Annotated in this window: 25 protein-coding genes; 15 read left to right on the forward strand and 10 right to left on the reverse strand. The window is 60.8% G+C overall.

Going from position 1 to position 21463, the window contains the following annotated elements:
- Positions 1-26: 26 nt before the first annotated feature.
- Both M5G18_RS26465 and M5G18_RS26470 read right to left on the reverse strand, forming a co-directional pair.
- Positions 27-1376, reverse strand: a complete 1350-nt coding sequence (locus M5G18_RS26465) for an NCS2 family permease (RefSeq protein WP_007960018.1) — start codon at positions 1374-1376, stop codon at positions 27-29.
- Between the two features lie 195 nt (positions 1377-1571).
- Positions 1572-2015, reverse strand: a complete 444-nt coding sequence (locus M5G18_RS26470) for a MarR family winged helix-turn-helix transcriptional regulator (protein ID WP_273900167.1) — start codon at positions 2013-2015, stop codon at positions 1572-1574.
- An 82-nt stretch (positions 2016-2097) separates the two neighbouring features.
- Here M5G18_RS26470 and M5G18_RS26475 point away from each other — a divergent pair, with 82 nt between their 5' ends.
- Positions 2098-3264 carry an aminotransferase-like domain-containing protein gene (locus tag M5G18_RS26475; RefSeq protein WP_273900166.1) on the forward strand — a complete coding sequence of 389 codons (1167 nt, stop codon included), beginning with the start codon at positions 2098-2100 and terminating at the stop codon, positions 3262-3264.
- Between the two features lie 31 nt (positions 3265-3295).
- Here M5G18_RS26475 and M5G18_RS26480 read toward each other — a convergent pair whose 3' ends face one another.
- The 5 genes from M5G18_RS26480 to M5G18_RS26500 all read right to left on the reverse strand — a co-directional run bounded on the left by M5G18_RS26480 (position 3296) and on the right by M5G18_RS26500 (position 6067).
- On the reverse strand, positions 3296-3667 hold the full coding sequence (locus M5G18_RS26480; RefSeq protein ID WP_007960011.1) for a glutathione S-transferase N-terminal domain-containing protein: 372 nt from the start codon (positions 3665-3667) through the stop codon (positions 3296-3298).
- Positions 3668-3770: 103 nt separating this feature from the next.
- A complete protein-coding gene (gene folE / locus M5G18_RS26485) occupies positions 3771-4316 on the reverse strand; it encodes a GTP cyclohydrolase I FolE (protein ID WP_003204506.1) in 546 nt (181 codons plus the stop codon).
- A gap of 77 nt (positions 4317-4393) precedes the next feature.
- Entirely contained in the window at positions 4394-4951 is a 558-nt protein-coding gene (locus M5G18_RS26490) for a Smr/MutS family protein (RefSeq protein ID WP_273900165.1), read from the reverse strand.
- 73 nt (positions 4952-5024) lie between these two features.
- Positions 5025-5345, reverse strand: coding sequence for a hypothetical protein (locus M5G18_RS26495; protein WP_007960009.1), 321 nt, complete (start codon positions 5343-5345; stop codon positions 5025-5027).
- Between the two features lie 131 nt (positions 5346-5476).
- Positions 5477-6067, reverse strand: a complete 591-nt coding sequence (locus tag M5G18_RS26500; RefSeq protein ID WP_011333204.1) for a cysteine hydrolase family protein — start codon at positions 6065-6067, stop codon at positions 5477-5479.
- 238 nt (positions 6068-6305) lie between these two features.
- Between M5G18_RS26500 and prmB the strand changes: the two genes are divergently transcribed.
- A complete protein-coding gene (prmB, locus tag M5G18_RS26505; protein ID WP_273900164.1) occupies positions 6306-7214 on the forward strand; it encodes a 50S ribosomal protein L3 N(5)-glutamine methyltransferase in 909 nt (302 codons plus the stop codon).
- Positions 7215-7338: 124 nt separating this feature from the next.
- On the opposite strand, the gene M5G18_RS26510 is transcribed toward prmB, so the two are convergent.
- Complete coding sequence (locus M5G18_RS26510; protein ID WP_007960006.1) at positions 7339-8130, reverse strand: hypothetical protein; 792 nt, start codon at positions 8128-8130, stop codon at positions 7339-7341.
- Between the two features lie 96 nt (positions 8131-8226).
- On the reverse strand, positions 8227-9180 hold the full coding sequence (locus M5G18_RS26515) for an alpha/beta hydrolase (protein WP_273900163.1): 954 nt from the start codon (positions 9178-9180) through the stop codon (positions 8227-8229).
- 130 nt (positions 9181-9310) lie between these two features.
- Here M5G18_RS26515 and aroC point away from each other — a divergent pair, with 130 nt between their 5' ends.
- The 5 genes from aroC (at position 9311) to mtnC (ending at position 13527) form a co-directional block, all read left to right on the forward strand.
- Entirely contained in the window at positions 9311-10402 is a 1092-nt protein-coding gene (gene aroC, locus M5G18_RS26520; RefSeq protein WP_102718276.1) for a chorismate synthase, read from the forward strand.
- Positions 10403-10433: 31 nt separating this feature from the next.
- Positions 10434-11579: an MFS transporter gene (locus tag M5G18_RS26525; protein WP_273900162.1), complete on the forward strand. Its 1146-nt coding sequence runs from the start codon at positions 10434-10436 to the stop codon at positions 11577-11579.
- Positions 11576-12202: a methylthioribulose 1-phosphate dehydratase gene (locus tag M5G18_RS26530; RefSeq protein WP_007959997.1), complete on the forward strand. Its 627-nt coding sequence runs from the start codon at positions 11576-11578 to the stop codon at positions 12200-12202. Before M5G18_RS26525 ends, M5G18_RS26530 begins: the two co-directional genes overlap by 4 nt.
- A 91-nt stretch (positions 12203-12293) precedes the next feature.
- On the forward strand, positions 12294-12839 hold the full coding sequence (locus M5G18_RS26535) for a 1,2-dihydroxy-3-keto-5-methylthiopentene dioxygenase (protein ID WP_007959995.1): 546 nt from the start codon (positions 12294-12296) through the stop codon (positions 12837-12839).
- Positions 12840-12843: 4 nt separating this feature from the next.
- On the forward strand, positions 12844-13527 hold the full coding sequence (gene mtnC, locus M5G18_RS26540; RefSeq protein ID WP_273900161.1) for an acireductone synthase: 684 nt from the start codon (positions 12844-12846) through the stop codon (positions 13525-13527).
- 77 nt (positions 13528-13604) lie between these two features.
- Here mtnC and M5G18_RS26545 read toward each other — a convergent pair whose 3' ends face one another.
- Positions 13605-13883, reverse strand: coding sequence for a DUF3509 domain-containing protein (locus M5G18_RS26545; protein ID WP_007959992.1), 279 nt, complete (start codon positions 13881-13883; stop codon positions 13605-13607).
- 387 nt (positions 13884-14270) lie between these two features.
- On the opposite strand from M5G18_RS26545, the gene M5G18_RS26550 reads away from it, so the two are divergent.
- From M5G18_RS26550 to M5G18_RS26585, 8 genes are all read left to right on the forward strand, one after another.
- Positions 14271-16109 (forward strand): long-chain-acyl-CoA synthetase, encoded by a 1839-nt coding sequence (locus M5G18_RS26550; protein ID WP_273900160.1) that lies wholly within the window; start codon positions 14271-14273, stop codon positions 16107-16109.
- Positions 16110-16206: 97 nt separating this feature from the next.
- Positions 16207-16725, forward strand: a complete 519-nt coding sequence (locus M5G18_RS26555) for an ankyrin repeat domain-containing protein (RefSeq protein ID WP_085608799.1) — start codon at positions 16207-16209, stop codon at positions 16723-16725.
- 90 nt (positions 16726-16815) lie between these two features.
- A complete protein-coding gene (locus tag M5G18_RS26560; RefSeq protein ID WP_262158048.1) occupies positions 16816-17346 on the forward strand; it encodes a hypothetical protein in 531 nt (176 codons plus the stop codon).
- 71 nt (positions 17347-17417) lie between these two features.
- Positions 17418-17609: a PLDc N-terminal domain-containing protein gene (locus M5G18_RS26565; RefSeq protein WP_007959984.1), complete on the forward strand. Its 192-nt coding sequence runs from the start codon at positions 17418-17420 to the stop codon at positions 17607-17609.
- A 134-nt stretch (positions 17610-17743) separates the two neighbouring features.
- Positions 17744-18619 (forward strand): polyamine aminopropyltransferase, encoded by an 876-nt coding sequence (gene speE / locus M5G18_RS26570; RefSeq protein WP_007959983.1) that lies wholly within the window; start codon positions 17744-17746, stop codon positions 18617-18619.
- Between the two features lie 156 nt (positions 18620-18775).
- Positions 18776-19009 carry a hypothetical protein gene (locus M5G18_RS26575; protein WP_007959980.1) on the forward strand — a complete coding sequence of 78 codons (234 nt, stop codon included), beginning with the start codon at positions 18776-18778 and terminating at the stop codon, positions 19007-19009.
- Between the two features lie 210 nt (positions 19010-19219).
- On the forward strand, positions 19220-19567 hold the full coding sequence (locus M5G18_RS26580) for a ribonuclease E inhibitor RraB (protein ID WP_007959978.1): 348 nt from the start codon (positions 19220-19222) through the stop codon (positions 19565-19567).
- Positions 19568-20044: 477 nt separating this feature from the next.
- Positions 20045-21454 (forward strand): circularly permuted type 2 ATP-grasp protein, encoded by a 1410-nt coding sequence (locus M5G18_RS26585; RefSeq protein ID WP_085690507.1) that lies wholly within the window; start codon positions 20045-20047, stop codon positions 21452-21454.
- Positions 21455-21463 lie beyond the last annotated feature (9 nt).

Genomic DNA, 21463 nt, shown 5'->3' on the forward strand with positions numbered 1-21463 from the left:
GTTTTGAAGCTTGAACCGCTTAGCGCTTACAGGAAGATGAACTTGGCGATGAAGATCGCGCAGAGCACCCACAGGCTGACGGAGATCTCTTTGTATTTACCGGTGCCGGCCTTCAGCGCGACATAGGTAATGAAGCCCAGCGCGATACCGTCGGCGACCGAGAAGGTCAGCGGCATCATGATCGCGGTGACGATCGCCGGAATGCTGTCGGTCGCTTCGTCCCATTCGATGTGCGCCATGCCGCCCATCATCAGCATCGCTACGTAAATCAGCGCGCCGGCGGTGGCGTAAGCGGGAATCATACCGGCCAGCGGTGCAAAGAACATCGCGGCTATAAATAGCACACCCACGGTGACTGCGGTAAGACCAGTCCGACCACCAGCCGCTACACCGGCCGCGCTTTCCACGTAGCTGGTGACCGGCGGAACGCCGACGACCGCGCCGAAAACACTGGAGGCGGAGTCGGCTTTCATGGCGCGGGACAGGTTTTCGATGCGACCGTCAGCGTTCACCAGGTTGGCGCGCTGGGCGACGCCCATCAGGGTGCCGGCGGTGTCGAACATATGCACGAACAGGAAGGCCAGCACTACGCTGATCATGCTGACGTTGAACACGCCCGCGACGTTCATGGCCATGAAGGTTGGCGCCAGGCTTGGCGGGGCGGACATGATGCCCTCGTAGTGCACCAGACCAATCCCCCAGCCGGCCAGGGTCACGGTGATGATGCTGATGAGGATCGCGCCGAACACTTTGTGGTAGCTGAGGATCGCGATCATCAGGAAGCAGATGGCGGCGAGCAGCGGGCCGGGTTCACGCAGCGAGCCGAGTTTGATCAGGGTGGCCGGGCTATCGACGACGATGCCGGCGGTTTTCAGGCCGATCAGCCCGAGAAACAGACCGACACCGGCGCCCATCGCATAGCGCAGGCTGACCGGAATACTGTTGAGCAGCCATTCGCGAATCCGCGAAAAGGTCAGGATCATGAACAGCACGCCCGAGACGAACACCGCACCAAGGGCGGTTTCCCAGTTGTAGCCCATGGTGCCGACCACGGTGTAGGTGAAGAACGCGTTGAGGCCCATGCCCGGCGCCAGGCCTACCGGCCAGTTGGCGTAGAGACCCATCAGCAGGCAGCCCAGCGCGGCGGCGATACAGGTAGCGACGAAGGCTGCACCGTGATCGATCCCGGCATCGGCCATGATGTTCGGGTTGACGAAAATGATGTAGGCCATGGTGATGAAGGTTGTCAGACCGGCAATCAGCTCGGTCTTCACCGTGGTGCCATGCAAGCTGAGTTTAAAGATGCGCTCAAGCAGGCCATTGCGTAACGGCGGCGAGAGTTCCAGCGTCGATGCTTCGGATTTGCGGCTTTCCACAGCGAGTACTCCTCAAGAGTTTTATTGTTATTTCAGGGCCGGACCCATGAGGGGTGGCAGCGGCCCTTTGAGGCATACGCGAATTTGTTGACCATGCGGTCAGGAACTCGCACGCTGTGGATTATGCTTTTGTGTACAAATAAAGCAAATATTGTTTTTGGTTTTGTAGACGAAAATACTGGCGATCAAGCTATATCACTCGTACGGACGATGTGTTCCCAGTGCAAGATTCACCGCCAGCCAGCCGTTGACCGCCGTCTCGCCGGCTTCAGCAAAGACACGCTCGAGCAATTTCACCTGTTCGCGGCGCAGCGCCTGTTCAAGTTTCGCGCCTTCAGCGGTCAGCTCCAGCAGGCGTTTGCGCTTGTCAGTCTCGGACGCCACGCTGTCCACCAGATGCATTTCCTGCAATTGCCGCAACGGCATGTTCAACGCTTGCTTGCTGACGCCGAGCAGCGCGAGCAATTCCTTGACGCTCAAGTTCGGGTAGCGAGCGATGAAAAACACGATGCGTTGATGCACGCGGGACAAGCCGCGACGCTCGAGCATTTCATCGGCCTTGGCGGTGAACGCCTGGTAACCGAAGAAAAACGCTTCCATGGCTTGTTGCTGGCTGGCGCAGTTTTTAAGGTCAAACATATTGACGTTTCCAGAGAGGGTGTCGTAATTTCAGTCAACAAGTTTGACTCATTTTCCCCATGCCTCGCTAGCGGTGACTTCCATGGCTTTTTCCGAACGTGTCTCGCGCCTCAAAAGTTCTCTGATCCGTGAAATCCTTGCCGCGGCCCAGCGCCCGGAGGTCATGTCATTCGCCGGTGGTTTGCCGGCCGAAGCGATGCTGCCGAAAGTTGAATGGGCTGAGATGCCGCTGTCTCTCGGCCAGTACGGCATGAGTGAAGGCGAGCCAGCACTGCGCGAAGCGCTGGCAGCAGAGGCGAGGGCGCTGGGTTTGCCGTGTGAGGCGAGTCAGGTGCTGGTGGTCAGTGGCTCCCAGCAAACCCTCGACCTGGCGGCCAAGCTGTACATCGACAAGGGCACCGAAATCCTGCTTGAAGCGCCGACCTATCTGGCGGCCTTGCAGATTTTCCAACTGTTCGGCGCCGATTGCCTGACCGTGCCGCTGGAGGCTGACGGCCCGAACCTCGCCCAGTTGCGTCAGCGTCTGGAACAGCACCGCCCGGCGTTCATCTATTTGATTCCGACCTTCCAGAACCCGTCCGCCGTGCGCTACAGCGAAACCAAGCGCGAAGCCGTTGCGGCACTGCTCGACGAATTCGGCGTGACCCTGATCGAAGACGAACCCTATCGCGAACTGACCTTCGACGGCGGCAGTGCCCAACCGATTGCCGGACGCCTGAAAAAATCCAGCTGGATCTACACCGGCACCGTGTCGAAAACCCTGCTGCCGGGCCTGCGCGTCGGTTACCTGATTGCCAGCCCGGATCTGTTTCCGCACCTGCTCAAACTCAAGCAGTCGGCGGACCTGCACACCAACCGCATCGGTCAGTGGCAGGCATTGCAGTGGATCGGCAGTGAGAAATATCAGCAGCACTTGAGTGAACTGCGTGGCTTCTACCGTCAGCGCCGCGATGCCTTTCAAGCAGCGCTGGAAACTCACTTCGGCGATCTGGCGGACTGGAACACGCCGCAGGGCGGGCTGTTTTTCTGGCTGACCCTGAAGCAACCGCTGGACACCCGCACGTTGCTGAACACCGCGCTGGCCAACGATGTGGCGTTCATGCCGGGCGAACCGTTCTTCCCCGAACCGGATCGCAATCCCGGTCATCTGCGCCTGAACTTCAGTCACATCGACCCGACCCGACTGGACGAAGGGCTCAAGCGGCTGGCGGCGGTGGTGCGCCAGGCACAGGCCGCGCAGGCGGCATAAAAAAAACGGCCATCAGGCCGGTTTTTTTGATTCAGACTGCGGCGAACCGCTTGTTCAGATATTCGATGATCGTGTTGGACTCATACATCCAGGTGGTCTGGCCGTTCTCTTCGATGCGCAGGCACGGCACTTTGATCTTGCCGCCCTGTTCCAGCAGGGTCTGACGATCCTGCTCGTTGTTCTTCGCATCCTTCAGGGCCACCGGAACGTTCAGGCGGCGCAGGCTGCGGCGGGTCTTCACGCAGAACGGGCAGGCGTGGAACTGATACAGGGTCAGGTCTTTCGCGGCGGCGTCAACCTGAGCCTGGGCAGCGGCGGGGCGCTGTTTCTTGCCCGGGCGGGTCAGGAAATCAACGAAGATGATCAGTTGGCCGAGGCCGACACGAAGCGCTTTGACGAACACGTTACAAGCCTCACAGGGACATTGAAGAAGGCGCGCAGCTTACCCGATTTTTCAAGGACGAAAAAAAACCGGCGATCAACGCCGGTTTTTTTTGTGTCACGAGTTACTTGATCAGGCTGAGAAACTCGCTGCGGGTCGCCGCGTTTTCACGGAACTCACCGAGCATCACCGAGGTGATCATCGAGGAATTCTGTTTCTCCACACCGCGCATCATCATGCACATGTGCTTGGCCTCGATCACCACGGCCACGCCCAGCGCGCCGGTGACCTGCTGGACCGCATCGGCGATCTGGCGGCTGAGGTTTTCCTGAATCTGCAGGCGGCGGGCGTACATGTCGACGATCCGCGCGACCTTCGACAGGCCCAGCACTTTGCCGCTCGGTATATACGCGACGTGGGCCTTGCCGATGAACGGCAGCAGGTGGTGTTCGCACAACGAGTAGAGCTCGATGTCCTTGACCAGCACCATTTCGCTGTTGTCGGAGCTGAACAGGGCACCGTTGGTGACCTCTTCGAGCGTCTGTTCATAACCGCGGCAGAGGTACTGCATGGCTTTGGCGGCACGCTTTGGCGTGTCGAGCAGGCCCTCGCGGGAGACGTCCTCGCCCAGTTGGCCGAGAATCGCGGTGTAATTCTGTTCCAGGGACATGAAACTACCTGTGGGGATTTTCGCAAAGGGCAAGGGTACGGTGGCGGACACGACCCTGCAAGTTCGGTGTGACGGGATTATTCGTCGCGGCCTTCCATCATGGTGCGTTTGAGCATCACATACACGGCGCCGGCGCCGCCATGTTTCGCCTGGCACGAGCAGAAGCCGAGTACTTGCGCATGCTGGCGCAGCCAGGTGTTGACGTGGCTTTTGATCATCGGCCGCTTGCCGTCCAGACGCACGGCCTTGCCGTGGGTGACGCGCACGCAGCGGATTTCGAATTTGGTGGCTTCGGCCAGAAAGGCCCAAAGGGTTTCGCGGGCTTTTTCTACGCTCATGCCATGCAGGTCGAGGCTGCCTTCGAACGGAATCTGCCCGATCTTGAGCTTGCGCATCTGGCTTTCCTGCACCCCGTCGCGGGCCCACATCAGCTCGTCTTCGGGACCGACGTCGATCACGAACTGATCGGACAGGCCGTCAACGGTAGTGGTGTCGGTGCGCACGGTGGCGGATTGGCGCAGCTTGGCAATTTGTGCGCGGTCAGCCTTGGGTTTGCCGGTGTCGGCGCGGTCGTGCTTGATCGGCTTGACGCCTTGGATCGCACTTTTGAACAGGGAAAAATCGTCGTCTTGCATGTCAGCCTCCGCGAAGGGCGGCCAGTTTACCCAAACAGACACAAAACGGCCCGGCAAAAAGCCAGGCCGTCGATCAATCGTGTTTTTTCATCAGGTGCGGGGACATGTTCAGCTCCCGCGATTGCCGTGCGCGACGCCGGCAACGGCGCCACAGGGCCACGCCGAAATACAGGAACAGCAGGCCGACCGCCAGAATGATCGCCGAGCCGAGCGGTGTTGCGTTCAGATCGCCGAGCGCCGGTGGGCGCCCCAGCAGGCTGGCGGCCCCGGCCATCGCCAGCAGCACGCCGAACGTGGCCAGAATGGCCGCGATCGCCGCGCCGAATCGAAATCGCCAGTTGCTTTGGCCTTTGGGCCGCAAGCGGCGTGCGTCAAATCCATCGGATAACTTCATTCCGACCTTCCTCAATGGGTATCGGCCCTTCGACCGGGAGTTGACCGGGTTGTTCCTGAGGCTAGGGTAATTGAAGCAAATGCGAGGTTTTTGCAGATGAGCGGCGGGCTGAGCCGCTCATTTACGGTCGATCAGATCAGATCCTGGGTCAGCGCGAGGGTGGCGAAGTTGTCGGCCATGATCGCCATTTCCGCTTCCTGCACCTGTTCGGCGCTGAGCACCCGGCCCTTGAACGGCAGATCGCGGGTGGCGCAGGCGTCTTCGACGAGGGTGCAGCGGAAACCCAGGTTCTTCGCCGCGCGCACGGTGGTGCTGACGCTGGAGTGGCTCATGAAGCCGCAGACGATCAGGTCCAGCGAGCCGATGGTTTGCAGACGATCGTAGAGTTCGGTGCCGTGAAAGGCGCTCGGCAGCAGTTTGCCGATGATGGTTTCATCGCCCTGGGGTTCCAGGCCGGGGATGAACTCGCCGCGTTCGCCCTGCGGGTCGAACAGACCGCCGACGGTGCCGAGGTGGCGCACATGCACGATCGGCCGGCCGGCTGCGCGGGCGGCGGCAACCAGTTGTTTGATGTTCGCGACAGCCGCGTCCATGCCGCTCAGGGCCAGCGGGCCGCTGAGGTACTCTTTCTGGGCATCGATGATGACCACGGTGGCATGGCTCAACGTGGCCGCTGCGTAACCGCGACCGCTGAGTTGAAACATCGTTTTTGGAACGGACATTCTGGGGCTCCTTCGGGTGGGGCTTTTGCGACATTGTCCTCTGGCTGAGCGGTTCTGTGAATCGCTACCATCGTAGGCACCGTCGTTGCTGGCCTGCAGCCTTGTCAAGTTACACGATCTGTTCAATAGCCGAGTGGAAAATCGGAAGAGTCCTACCGTCGCCCCGGAATCTTTCCTGCGTCGTCGCGGCGCGTTTTGGCTGCTAGAATCGCCAGTCGTTTTTCTGGAGTTCTGCCCCGTGATCACTTCCCGACTTCGTACCCTGCGCGACCACATCCGTTGGGCCGTCAGCCGCTTCCATGGGGAGGATCTGTTTTTCGGCCACGGCACCGACAATGCCTGGGACGAAGCCCGGCAGCTAGTGCTCGGTGCCTTGCACCTGCCATGGGAAATCGCCGACAGCTATCTGGATTGCGCGCTGGAAGACGACGAACTGGTCAACCTTCAACGCCTGCTCAAGCGTCGCATCGAAGAACGCATTCCAACCGCTTACCTGCTGGGCGAAGCCTGGTTCTGCGGCATGTCGTTCATCGTCGATGAGCGCGTGCTGATCCCGCGTTCGCCGATTGGCGAGTTGATCGAAAACCGTTTTGCCCCATGGATCGGCGACGAACCTGCGCGGATTCTCGACCTGTGCACCGGCTCCGGCTGCATCGGCATCGCGTGCGCCTACGAGTTCCAGAACGCCGAAGTGGTGCTGGCGGATCTGTCGTTCGAAGCGCTGGAAGTGGCGAACCAGAACATCGAGCGTCATGGCGTCGATGAGCGTGTGTTCACTGTGCAGGGCGATGGTTTTGATGGTCTGCCGGGTCAACGTTTCGACCTGATCGTGTCGAACCCGCCCTACGTCGATGCGGAAGATTTCGCCGACATGCCGGACGAATACCAGCACGAGCCGGAACTGGGCCTGGCCTGCGGCGACGACGGTTTGAATCTGGTACGCCGGATGCTCGCCGAAGCGGCGGATCATCTGACCGAGAAGGGTTTGCTGATTGTCGAGGTGGGCAACAGCCTGGTACACGTCGAGGCGCTGTACCCGGAAGTCGATTTTGCCTGGCTGGAATTCGAACGCGGCGGGCATGGCGTGTTCATGCTGACCGCCGAACAGTGCCGCGCCCATCAGGCACTGTTCGCTTCCCGCGTCTGACCCTTAAAAGCTTCGCGGGCAAGCCCGCTCCCACAGTTTCCGTGTGTGCCGCAACGTCCGGATACGACACAAAACCTGTGGGAGCGTGGCTTGCCCGCGATGGGGGCGCCTCGGTCTGAAGTTTTTACCGGTGCGTCGCAATCCAGATCAGCAACCCGGCCTGAAACACCGCAAACGCCACCAAGCAAGTAATGGTGAAACGCAACCCGGCATCTTCACGTTTGAACTTGCTGACCTTGTCTTCCTGCTTCTTCAGCTTCACTTCCTGCTCGGCCAGATTCTGCTCGGCCTGTTGCAACATCTGCGCAGCTTCGAGAATCTCGACGATCTGCAGCTTTTCGCTGTTCCAGTCGCCCAGCAAGTCGCCGACCTGCACTTCCTTGACGCTGCCCTTCAAATGCTGGGCGTCGGCGTAAACCACATCAAAGCCGTGCACCCGCAGAAAGTGATCGCGGCGCAGGCGAGTGTCTTCGTTCAGCGCGTCCTTGTTGTTCAAGTCCATGCCGTCGACGGTGTAGGTGGGCCAGCGCTTTTTCGCCCAGTTGATGCCTTGGGCAGCCATGAAACGGCCGATGCCACGGTTCATCGGTTCGATCTGCAAACCGCTGTCCGGGCCGAAATGCACGCGTTTGGTCGTGTGATCGACCCACACGTCCAGGTGATTCTGTTCTTTACGCACGCGCTGAGCGGGCAACTTGATCGCCATGCGCATCAGGCTGTGTTCTTTGCCGTTGCGTTCTGCGTAACCGAATTCAACGAAGCGCAGCGGCCGCCCGCCGGTGTTGCGGTCGGTCTGCAACGGCGCCAGGCGGAGCATCTTGTGGTGCTCGACGTGGACATCCGCCCATGGCAGCTCGACCGCTGGCGGTGCGTCTTTTTCAGCGGTGGTGTCGGGTGAAGTCTGGGTATCAGTCATAACGGCGAGATCCTGTCCAAGCTGCTTGCCGCCAGCCAGTACGCTGGCGACAAAGGCTTATCGGCCGTTTTTTTCAAGACTGGAGGGTAAAAGAGCTCAACGGGTGCGAAGTCCGTCAATAAATTCAAGGACGCGTGTCCCCAGTTCAGCCGCCAGGGGCAAATTCGGGTCCTTGTAGGAGGCCAGTTGCCGCTTCACGTCATTGGGCACGATGCGCAACACGTGGTTCATGCCTTCGATCAGCGCCAGTTGCGCGTCCGGTTTGGCGGCCTTGAGCAATTTCGCATCATCGACCTGGACCTGAATGTCGTTGCTGCCTTGCACAATCAGCGCCGGCATTTTCAGCTGGGCGAAGGCCGCTGCCGGATCCTGACGGAACAGCGAAATCAGGTACGGCTGCACACTCGGACGGAAAATCACCTGCAACGGCGCCGGCACATTGTCGTCGGTATGCCCGGCCTTGAGGCTGTCGAGCAGTTCGTTGCTGCGCAGCATCAGCGGAGGAGGGAGGCTGCGGGCCAGTTGCCGACGCAGCACCTGATCGATCGGTCGGGCTGTGCCGGAGAGCGAGATGACCGCCGCCGCGTCGACCTTTGGCGCCGCCAGGCTGGCAATCAGCGCGCCTTCGCTGTGGCCGAGCAGGATCAACGGGCCGAAGCGCGGATCGGCTTTCAGCTTCTGACCCCAGGCCACGGCGTCCGCCACGTAGGCTTCCACCGACAGGTTTCGCTCGTCCGGGGTTGCCGCCAGGCTGGCGGCCACGCCGCGCTTGTCGAAACGCACGCTGGCTACATTGTGTTTGGCCAGCACCCAGGCCAGTCGCTTGAGGCTGTCATTGCGTCCGCCATCGGGGTTGTTTCCGTCACGATCGGTAGGACCCGAGCCGGAAAGGATCAGGACAACCGGCACGGGGTTGTCGGATTTCGGCAGCAACAGCGAGCCGAAAAGTTCGCCGTTGTCGGTAGTCAACGTGACCGGTCGTTGCAGGACAGTCGCCTGAACAAAGCCGGTAAACAGGGAAAGGCTCAAGATCAAAACTCGCAGCATCATCACGCCATCATTTGCCAAGGTGCCGGTTGGACTCACCCACACCGCTAAGGTTCGAGGATGAACTACTCGGTTAGCCTGCGTATACTGGCGCGCATCACGAATTTGGGTTCGATTTCACGGAGCGTCCTGCATGTCCGGCAATACCTACGGCAAGCTGTTCACTGTCACCACCGCGGGCGAAAGCCATGGTCCGGCGTTGGTCGCCATTGTCGACGGCTGCCCGCCGGGCCTGGAGATTTCCCTTGAGGACCTGCAACGCGATCTCGACCGTCGCAAGCCGGGCACCAGCCGCCACACCACCCAGCGCCAGGAAGCCGACGAAGTCGAAATTCTCTCCGGCGTGTTCGAGGGCCGCACCACCGGCTGCTCCATCGGCCTGCTGATCCGCAATACCGACCAGAAGTCCAAGGACTACTCGGCGATCAAGGACCTGTTCCGCCCGGCCCACGCCGACTACACCTACCACCACAAATACGGCGAGCGCGATTATCGCGGCGGCGGTCGCAGCTCCGCGCGGGAAACCGCCATGCGCGTCGCGGCCGGCGCCATCGCCAAGAAATACCTGGCCAGCCAGGGCATCGTCATTCGCGGCTACATGAGCCAGCTCGGCCCGATCGAAATCCCGTTCAAGACCTGGGAGTCGGTCGAGCAGAACGCCTTCTTCAGCCCGGACCCGGACAAAGTGCCGGAGCTGGAAGCCTACATGGACCAGTTGCGTCGCGATCAGGACTCCGTCGGGGCGAAAATCACCGTGGTTGCCGAAGGCGTGATGCCGGGCCTGGGCGAGCCGATCTTCGACCGTCTCGACGCCGAACTGGCCCACGCGCTGATGAGCATCAACGCGGTCAAAGGCGTGGAAATCGGCGCCGGTTTCGCCTGCGTTGCCCAGCGCGGCACCGAACACCGTGACGAGCTGACCCCGGAAGGCTTCCTCAGCAATAACGCCGGCGGCATTCTCGGCGGGATCTCCTCGGGTCAGCCGATCGTCGCGCACCTGGCGTTGAAACCGACCTCGAGCATCACCACCCCGGGCCGTTCGATCGACATCGACGGCAACCCGGTCGAAGTGATCACCAAGGGCCGCCACGATCCGTGCGTCGGCATCCGCGCCACGCCAATTGCCGAGGCGATGATGGCCATCGTGCTGATGGATCACCTGCTGCGTCACCGTGGCCAGAACGCCGATGTGCGCGTGAGCACTCCGGTGCTGGGTCAGCTTTGATGGGTGATCTCAAAGCCGCCGCGGTCTGACCGTGGCGGCGCTCCCGTACTGGCGGCTGTCCAGTTTCTATCTGTTCTATTTCGCCTTGCTCGGTTCGACGGCGCCGTTTCTGGCGCTGTACTTCGATCACCTCGGATTCAGTGCGGCGCGCATCGGCGAGCTGGTGGCGATCCCGATGCTGATGCGCTGCGTGGCGCCGAACATCTGGGGCTGGCTCGGCGATTACACCGGCAGACGCCTGGCCATCGTGCGCTTCGGCGCGGTGTGTACGCTGCTGACGTTCTCATTGATTTTCGTCAGCAAGACCTACGCCTGGCTGGCGATGGTCATGGCCTTGCACGCGTTCTTCTGGCACGCGGTGCTGCCGCAGTTCGAAGTCATCACCTTGGCGCATTTGCAGGGCCAGACCTCCCGCTACAGCCAGATCCGCCTCTGGGGCTCGATCGGTTTCATCATCACCGTGGTCGCCCTCGGTCGCCTGTTCGAATGGCTCAGCCTCGACATCTACCCGGCGGCGCTGGTGTTGATCATGGCCGGCATCGTCCTCAGCAGTTTGTGGGTGCCGAATGCGCAACCGCCTCAGGGCAACCGGCCGACGGGCGAGGGCTTTCTCAAGCAGTTGCGCAATCCCGGGGTGCTGGCGTTCTACGGTTGCGTGGCGCTGATGCAGATGAGCCACGGGCCGTATTACACGTTTTTGACCCTGCACCTCGAACGACTGGGCTACAGCCGTGGCGTGATCGGCGTGCTCTGGGCGGTCGGCGTGGTGGCGGAAGTGCTGATGTTCATGGCCATGAGCCGGATCCTCGCGCGTTTTTCCCTGCGGCGGGTGCTGATGGCGAGTTTTCTGCTGGCGGCGCTGCGCTGGTTGCTGCTAGGTTCGTTCGCCGAGTTCCTGTGGGTCTTGCTGTTTGCCCAGGTGCTGCATGCGGCGACGTTCGGCAGCTTTCATGCGGCTGCCATCGCGTTCGTGCAACGTAGCTTCGGCGCGCGCCAGCAAGGGCAGGGCCAGGCGTTGTATGCCGCGCTGGCCGGTACCGGCGGTGCGCTCGGCGCGTTGTATTCCGGTTACAGCTGGAATGCCCTCGGCGCGACATTGACCTTTAGTATTGCCAGTCTCGCAGCGCTCGCCGCTGCCGTTATCATTGCCATTCGAATGCAAGAGGACAGGCCATGAGCCTTACCCGTGAACAGCTTGCCCAGCAAATTGTCGACGCCGGGCGTTTTCTTTATGGTCGCGGCTGGTCGCCGGCCACCAGCAGCAATTACTCGACGCGCCTGTCGCCGAGCGAAGCGCTGCTGACCGTGTCCGGCAAGCACAAGGGCCAGTTGGGCCTGGACGACGTGCTCGCCACCGACCTGTCCGGCAACAGCCTGGAACCCGGCAAAAAGCCGTCCGCCGAAACCCTGCTGCACACCCAGCTCTACAGCTGGCGTCCGGAGATCGGCGCGGTGTTGCACACCCACTCGGTGAATGCCACGGTGCTGTCGCGCCTGACGCCGCAAGATTTCATCGAGTTCGAAGACTACGAACTGCAAAAAGCCTTCAGCGGCATTTCGACCCACGAATCCCGGGTTCGGGTGCCGATCTTCGACAACGATCAGGACATTGCGCGCCTCGCCGCCAAGGTGCAGCCTTGGCTCGACGCCCATCCCGATTGCGTCGGTTATCTGATTCGCGGCCACGGCCTCTACACCTGGGGCGCGCAGATGAGCGACGCGTTGCGCCAGATCGAGGCCTTTGAATTTTTGTTTGAATGCGAGTTGAAGACCCGCAGCGTCATGAACCGCCAAGGCTGACTTCACCAGAACCAGCCCATTTGCCTGATGAATGCAGTGCCCGACCGGTCTCGAAGAACCGGACGGCAAGGCCGATACCGAGGAATGCCCCATGAGCAGCCTGTCCGTCTATCACGTTTCCAGCCCCGAGATTCCGAACAAGGTGCTGACCCATTTCGAAGACATCGCCTCGACCCTGGCCGAGCAGGGTGTGCGCTTCGACCGCTGGCAAGCCGCCGCGAAGATCCAGCCCGGCGCCAGCCAGGAAGAAGTGATCGGTGCCTATAAAGAGCAGATCGACAAACTGATGACCGAACGCGGCTACATCACTGTCGATGTGATCAGCCTCAACAGCGACCACCCGCAAAAAGCCGAATTTCGCGCCAAGTTCCTCGAAGAACATCGCCATGGTGAAGACGAAGTGCGTTTCTTCGTCGCCGGTCGTGGCCTGTTTACCCTGCACATCGACGATTACGTCTACGCCGTGCTGTGCGAAAAGAACGACCTGATTTCGGTGCCGGCCGGCACCAAGCACTGGTTCGACATGGGCGAGAACCCGCATTTCGTGGCGATCCGCCTGTTCAACAACCCTGAAGGCTGGGTCGCCAACTTCACCGGCGAAGACATCGCCGGCCGTTTCCCGCGTCTGGAGGACTGAGCCGATGTCGATCAAGGTCATTCTCACCGACATCGAAGGCACCACCAGCGCGGTGAGTTTTGTGTTCGACGTGCTGTTTCCGTACGCCGCCAAACACCTGCCGGATTTTGTTCGCCAGAACGCTCAGCGCGCCGACGTTGCCGAGCAACTGGACGCCGTGCGCCGCGACAGCAACGAACCGCAGGCTGACGTCGAGCGGGTCGTGGAAATTCTGCTGGCCTGGATCGCCGAAGACCGCAAGGCCACGCCGCTGAAAGCGTTGCAGGGCATGGTCTGGGAACAGGGTTATCAGGCCGGGCAGTTGAAAGGCCATGTTTACCCGGACGCTGTCGAAGCGCTCCAGCGCTGGCATCAGGCCGGTTATCAACTGTTCGTTTACTCGTCCGGTTCGATCCAGGCGCAGAAGCTGATCTTCGGCTGCTCGGAGGCGGGAGATCTGACACCGTTGTTCAGCGGCTACTTCGACACCACGTCGGGCCCGAAGCGCGAAGCGCAGTCGTACAGCAATATTCAGCAGGCCATCGGGGTCGAGCCACAGGAAATCCTGTTCCTTTCCGACATCGTTCAGGAACTCGACGCCGCCCAGGTCGCCGGCCTGCAAACCTGCGGGCTGGCCCGTGAGGGCGGGGAGCTGGAAGGCCACGTGACCGTCGACAGCTTCACCGGGATCGAACCGGAAGCGTTCTGATTACACACAATCGCCGCGCAAAAAAACAGGCCGTGAAGCGAAAGCTCCACGGCCTGTCTGTTTAGACGGTGTTCGAATTACATCGAGTGATAGGTCGGCAGGGCAAAACGCTGCTGGCTTTGCAGCATGCCGATCTGCGGCAGCTCGCTGGCTTGTTCCGCCAGATCACGACGGATTGCGCTGATCGCCCACGACAGTTGATCGCCGGCATGCAGTTGCTGATAGGTCAGCGCACGTTTGAACACTTTGCCGTCGGCACTCTTCAGCGTCAGCAGAATCCCGCCATCGGGACGTGGCGCAGTGGTGACGTTGAAGTTGGAGAACAGGGAGGTAAATTTTTCTTGGATCAGGCTCATGTCTTTCAGCTCCGTATGCACTTGAATGGCAAGCATGCGTAGGGAGTTGCAGCGATTGTGCCAGTATTTATGTTTTTAAAAATCGTTATAAATCAATAAGTTATAAAATTGGTTCGTTTAGGCTGTCGTGCAATCTGCATGAATGGCCATCGTGCATCCTGCATTTTGCGGGATCGCTGTCGATCCGATGGAACCATTCCGGCGGGCCGCAATCCCCTTCGCCTTGTAGCGCTGGCGGATACAAAACATTGCAAAAACCGCGTGTACAGTCCGCGAAGCCCTGACGTATTTTCGGCCTCGACCCTCGCTTAAGAAGCGCCGGTTGCCTCACCCGATTGCCCGACAATAAAAATCCGGCCTGCACGTCAAGGTCGAACGGGAGCTGCCATGCGCCACGCGCCGAGCGACACGATTACCTGGGGCATGATGCTCCGCAAACTGCCGATGATTGCCAAAGCCATCCCCCGGGTGGTGAAAGGCATGAAGGTGGCCAACGTCAAGGATCCGACCCAAACCTGTGGCCTGGGCTGGACATTCGAGCAAGCGACCCTGCGCAATCCCGAAGGCCCCGCGCTGCTGTCGGGCGAGGTGGTGCTGAGTTATTCACAGGTCAACCAGTGGGCCAATCGCATCGCCCACTATTTGATCGGGCAGGGCATCGGCAAGGGCGATGTGGTGGCGGTGTTCATCGAGAACCGTCCGGAACTGCTGGTGACGATTCTGGCGCTGGCCAAAGTCGGCGCCGTCAGCGCGCTGCTCAATACCTCGCAGACCCGCGATACGCTGATCCACAGCATCAATCTGGTGACACCGGCGGCGATTGTGGTCGGTGAAGAATTGCTGCCGGCGTTTGCGGCGGTACGCGAGCAAGTGTCGATCCCGGCAGCGCGCGCCTGGTTTGTCGCCGATCAGGATACCTTCAGCCATCCGGGCATCGCGCCCGAGGGCTACATCAACCTGATCAGCGCCAGTGCCGACGCCTCGGGCGACAACCCGGCCAGCAGCCGGCAGATTTTCTTCGACGATCCCTGTTTCTATATCTACACCTCAGGCACCACCGGTTTGCCCAAGGCCGGCGTGTTCAAGCACGGACGCTGGATGCGCAGCTCGGCGAGCTTCGGCATGATCGCCCTCGACATGCGTCCGGACGACATCGTCTATTGCACCTTGCCGCTGTACCACGCCACCGGGCTTTGCGTGTGCTGGGGTTCGGCAGTCAATGGCGCGTCGGGTTTCGCCATCCGCCGCAAATTCAGCGCCCGGCAGTTCTGGAGCGATGTGCGCCGCTATCGCGCAACCACCATCGGTTACGTCGGCGAGTTGTGCCGGTATCTGGTGGATCAGCCGCTCAGCACCGACGACAGCCGTCACGACGTGCGCAAGATGATCGGCAACGGTCTGCGGCCCGGCGCGTGGGCCGAGTTCAAGACCCGCTTCGGCGTGGATCACATTTGCGAGCTGTACGCGGCCAGCGACGGCAATATCGGCTTCACCAACATCCTCAATTTCGACAACACCATCGGTTTCTCGCTGATGGCCTGGGAACTGGTGGCCTACGACCAGGACAGCGGCGAACCGATTCGCGGCGATGACGGATTCATGCGCAAGGTCGGCCGGGGCGAGCGGGGCCTGTTGCTGGCGCGTATCGATGACAAGGCGCCGCTGGATGGCTACACCGATCCGCAGAAAACCGCCAAGGTCGTGCTGCAGGACGTGTTCACCAAGGGCGATCACTTCTTCAACACCGGCGATCTGCTGCGCAACATCGGTTTCGGTCACGCGCAGTTTGTTGATCGCCTCGGTGACACTTACCGCTGGAAGGGCGAGAACGTCTCGACCACCGAGGTCGAAAATCTGCTGCTCCAGCACCCGCACATTTCCGAAGCGGTGGCCTATGGCGTGGAAATCCCCAACACCAACGGCCGCGCCGGGATGGCGGCGATCACCCCGGCCGAGTCTTTGGCGACCCTGGATTTCGCCGAGCTGCTGGCTTTCGCGCGCCAGCGCATGCCGGCCTACGCGGTGCCGCTGTTCTTGCGGGTCAAGGTGAAGATGGAAACCACGGGCACCTTCAAATACCAGAAAACCCGCCTGAAAAACGAAGGTTTCGACCCCGGCCAGACGGGCGATGACCCGATTTATGCCTGGCTGCCGGGGACCGAAACCTATGTGCAGGTCTCGGATGAAATCCTTGCAGACATCCGGGCAGGCAAGTTCCGTTATTGATATTGGCTATCGGCGGTCTTGGAAAAAAGGGGATGACAGCTATCGCCGCGCTCGGGAAACTATCGGCTTTCCGATTGACCGAAAGTGGAGTTGCCCCATGTCCGACCAAAGCCGCCAGATGACCCCCGAAGAAGCTGCCGAATTCACCGAGCAGGTATTCAACAAGGCGCGCGAGGGCGATGCGGTGATGCTGGATCGCCTGATCACTGCCGGTCTGCCGGTGAACCTGACCAACAGCAAGGGCGACACCCTGCTGATGCTCGCCAGTTACTACGGGCATGTGGACGCGGTGCAAGTGCTGCTCAAGCACAAGGCCGATCCGGAACAACGCAACGGCAACGGCCAGAGCCCGATTGCCGGCGCGGCGTTCAAAGGTGACCTGGCCGTGGTCAAGGCATTGGTCGCCGGCGGGGCGCAGATCGAAGGCGCCTCCTTCGACGGCCGCACGGCGTTGATGATGGCGGCGATGTTCAACCGGGTTGAAATCGTCGACTTCCTGATCGACCAGGGCGCCGACCCGAAAGCCAAGGATGCCAACGGCATCACCGCGCTGGACGCGGCCCGCACCATGGGCGCCGTGGACACCACCGCGCAGCTGGAAAAACTGCTGGGCTGACGCCGCTGGCCGGAACCCGCTCTGTGGCGAAGGCGAGAATGCGCTATCCTTCGCGCCCTCAAAATTCCCTTCGCCACAGGATCCGCCCCCATGAAAGCCGCACTCGCCGAACTCATCAGCAAAATCAGCTCCGGCTGCATGGGCGAAGACGAGATCCTGAAGGTCGCTGATGAAGCGGCACAGGCCTACGCCGATGCCGACGCATTTCTGACCGCCAACCCGGACATCAACTACGACGACACTTTCCCGATTCCGCTGGGCGAGTGGGTCGTGGTCGGCAGCCTGCCGGAGACCGTGCTGTTCCAGGCCGACACCTACGCCGACCTGTTCGCGCAGATCGTTGCCTCGTTCGGCCCGGGCGTCGACTTCAACCTCAAGCCCAAGCAACTGGCCAAGACCGAGGCGCTGACCGCGCTCAACCGCATCCAGGTGCAGATGAGCAGCCTGAACAAGGAAAACGGCGGTTACACGCTGATGAACTTCAGCCAGTTGCTCGACGACGAGCTGCAAGTGGTGCTGGTCTACGGCAACGACGTGCCGCGCGTGCTGGAACTGTGCGCCGAAGTCGGCATTGCCGCCGCGCCGTCGCTGGAAGCCCTGAAGGTCGCCGTTCACGTCTGAACGCAATAAAAGGGAACCCTGTGCGCGACCGTCTATCCTAAAAGTGCATGCCACTATTCTGGAGCGACACCATGGGTTCCACGTTCAACGGCCTGGTCGGCCTGATCATTCTTGCGCTCGACATCTGGGCGATCATCAATGTGCTGAAAAGTGGCGCCGAGACCGGGATGAAAATCCTCTGGGTGCTGCTGATCATCCTCCTGCCGGTGCTGGGCCTGATCATCTGGGCGATTGCCGGGCCGCGGGGCAATGTGCGGATCTGACCGTTCGCACCCTGATTGGGTCGGGCCGATGAACTGAGGTTCGACCTGTCATCTTCGGCAACGTAGAATGCGCGCCTTTCCCGGGCAATCGAACCTGACGATTGGCGCCCGCGCATTCATCGGAGCACTTCACCATGACCGTCACCAAGACCAGCGAATACCTGGAAACCCTCTACGAAGGCTACGGCCAGCGTTTTCGCATGGAAAAACTGCTGCACGAAGTGCGCACCGAACACCAGCACCTGGTGATTTTCCAGAACCCGCGCATGGGCCGGGTGATGGCGCTGGACGGCGTGATCCAGACCACCGAAGCCGATGAATTCATCTACCACGAAATGCTCACCCACGTGCCGATCCTTGCCCACGGCACCGCCAAGCGCGTGCTGATCATCGGCGGCGGCGACGGCGGCATGCTGCGCGAAGTGACCAAACACGCCAGCGTCGAGCACATTACCATGGTCGAAATCGACGGCACCGTGGTCGACATGTGCAAGGAGTTCCTGCCGAACCACTCCAAGGGCGCCTACGACGATCCACGCCTGAACCTGGTGATCGACGACGGCATGCGTTTCGTCGCGACCACCACCGAAAAGTTCGACGTGATCATTTCCGACTCCACCGACCCGATCGGCCCGGGCGAAGTGCTGTTCTCGGAAAACTTCTACCAGGCCTGCCACCGCTGCCTGAACGAGGGCGGCATCCTCGTGACCCAGAACGGCACGCCGTTCATGCAGATCGAAGAAGTGAAAACCACCGCTGGCCGCCTGCGCAGCCTGTTTCCGGACTGGCACTTCTATCAGGCGGCCGTGCCGACCTACATCGGCGGTTCGATGACCTTCGCGTGGGGCTCGACCAACCCGGCCTACCGCAAGCTGAGCCGCGAAGTGCTGCAACAGCGCTTCATCGGCAGCGGCATCGTCACCCGCTACTACAACCCGGAAATCCACATCGGCGCTTTCGCCTTGCCGCAATACGTGCTGCAAGCGGTGAACAAGCCAAGCAACGACTGATCGTCCGCGGGTCAGAAAAAGCCGAGGCCGGTGTGCGAAAACACACCGGCCTCGGCTTTTTTCATGTTGCATCGGTGTAAACCTTTTGAACGATCAATCCTGACAAAAGTCGAGATAGGTGTAAGCCCATTTGCGGGTTTGATCGAGGAGGCTCCGATGTCAAAGTGGAAAGTCACTTTCGTGGACGATCATGGTGAAACGATCGACGAAGTCTTCGAGTGCGAGGAATGCCCCAGTCATGAACGGGCAGCCCGCCTCATCAAGGAACGGTTGCTGCCGGTCGCCGCCGAGCTTGACCTGAACGATCTGGAAGGGCGCACCGCCGATGCCGGCGTGAAAAGCCTGAAAACCCAGAACAGCATCGAAATCCGCAGCATCACCCCAATCTGAATCTTCCTTTACATTGCTTACCAGGCCTTGGCAGCGGCTCTATCTTGGGGCTACTCTGCAAGCGAGATCAGCGAACGGATCGCTAAGGTCTGGTCTTGTCAGCTACATGCTTGTTTCCCGCCGGCAACGCGGTTGCCGTAAGCACCCGGGCCCTGTGGGCCAGTGCAGGGAATACGGAAAGTCTATCCATCTATGCGAGGGGGACGATTCATGAGCACAGCCTATCAAGAAGACATCAGCAGCAGCGTGCTGCGCCGCATGAAAGAAGGCGGTTTCGATTTTTCCCGATTCCATCCCATCGAGTTCTACGCCATTTTCCCGGACGAGGAGCGGGCGCGCAGGGCGGCAGGCAAATTTCGCGGTGAATCCATCAATGCTCAGGTCAGTGCGCGCGACGACGGCGCCTGGTCTCTGGAATTGAGCAAGGTGATGTACGCAACCTACGACGACATTGGCGATTTCGAGCAGGGCTTTTCGGCGGTGGTCGAGCCCCTGGGCGGCATCATCGAAGGCTGGGGCGTGAAACAGGAGATCCGCAACCGGCACCGTTTGAACTGATCACTCTCGCAACACATCGAGCTACGGCTGACCTTCGGGTCGGCCGTTGTCGTTTCTGCTGCCCCGAAAGCGCATGGCAAAACCCTGAAACAAGAAACCGGCGCAAAAAAAAGCCACCTGAAAAGGTGGCTGAAAGGGAAGACCGGAAGGAGAGGAAACCGGTCAGGGTTACGGCCGGGAGGGCTGCCGAGGCAAGCCGGATCAGTGGGGCTGCGTACTTCGTCAGCGACGTTTTTGCAGCGGATGCGCGGATTATCCGCAGCGGTCGGCGGGCAGTGAAATCAACTCTGACTATGCTGGTGATAGGCGACGGGACTGCGTCGCAATGAAGCGGGGGCGATCAGGTTGGGGCATTTGCCGCACAGGAATGGTGCGGTGCGTGTGGCGTGAATATCCAACCGATTGAAATCAAAGCGTTTATGCCGATGGCACGGGCCTTGCGAAGGCCTGTATGTCCGGGGTGACAAGGAGTACGGCATGATCCGCACCTATTTTGATGAAATGTACGATGCCGGCGGCCAGGTTCGCCCGCATTACCGGGAGTTTGCCCGCTGGCTGGCCGAAACGCCTGACGAACTGCTGGCCCAACGGCGACGCGAGGCCGATCTGCTGTTCCATCGTGCCGGGATCACTTTCACGCTCTACGGGGACGAGCAAGGGACAGAACGCCTGATTCCCTTCGACACCATTCCGCGCAGCATTCCCGCCAGCGAGTGGCGGATCGTCGAGCGCGGCTGCATTCAGCGGGTCAAGGCGCTGAACATGTTCCTCGCCGACCTTTACCACGAGCAGCGCATCATCAAGGCCGGGATCATTCCTGCCGAGCAGGTGCTGGCCAACGAGCAATACCAGTTGGCGATGCAGGGGCTGGATCTGCACCGCGATATCTATTCACACATCTCCGGCGTCGATCTGGTGCGCGACGGCGACGGCACGTATTACGTGCTCGAGGACAATCTGCGCACGCCGAGCGGCGTGAGCTACATGCTCGAAGACCGCAAGATGATGATGCGCCTGTTCCCCGAACTGTTCGCGGCCCAGCGCATCGCCCCGATCGACCATTACCCGAACCTGCTGCTCGACACCCTGAAAAGCTCAAGCCCGATCGACGACCCGAGTGTGGTGGTGCTGACACCGGGGCGGTTCAACAGCGCGTTTTTCGAGCATGCGTTTCTGGCGCGGGAAATGGGCGTGGAGCTGGTGGAGGGCGCGGACTTGTTCGTGCGTGACGACAAGGTCTTCATGCGCACCACCGACGGCCCGAAAGCGGTGGACGTGATCTACCGCCGCCTCGACGACGCGTTCCTCGATCCGCTGGCGTTCCGCCCGGATTCGATGCTCGGCGTGCCGGGGCTGCTGTCGTCGTATCGCTCCGGCAACGTGGTGCTGGCCAATGCCATCGGCACCGGTGTGGCGGATGACAAATCGGTGTATCCGTTCGTTACCGAGATGATCCGTTTCTACCTCGACGAAGAGCCGATCCTGAAGAACGTGCCGACCTGGCAATGCCGCAATCCGTCTGAACTTTCCCATGTACTGGCCAATCTTCCGGATCTGGTGGTCAAGGAAACCCAGGGCTCCGGCGGTTACGGAATGCTCGTGGGGCCGGCGGCGACGACCGCGGAAATCGATGCGTTCCGCGAGCGGATCAAGGCCAAGCCCCACGCGTACATCGCGCAACCGACGCTGTCGCTGTCGACCTGTCCGACCTTTGTCGAAAACGGCATTGCGCCGCGCCATATCGACCTGCGCCCGTTCGTATTGTCCGGCCGCGAAACCCGGGTCGTACCCGGCGGTTTGACCCGTGTCGCCCTGCGTGAAGGCTCTCTGGTGGTGAATTCATCCCAGGGCGGTGGAACCAAGGACACCTGGGTGGTCGAGGATTGAAGGAAGCCT

Source organism: Pseudomonas aphyarum (genome assembly GCF_028657055.1).
GTDB lineage: Bacteria > Pseudomonadota > Gammaproteobacteria > Pseudomonadales > Pseudomonadaceae > Aquipseudomonas > Aquipseudomonas aphyarum.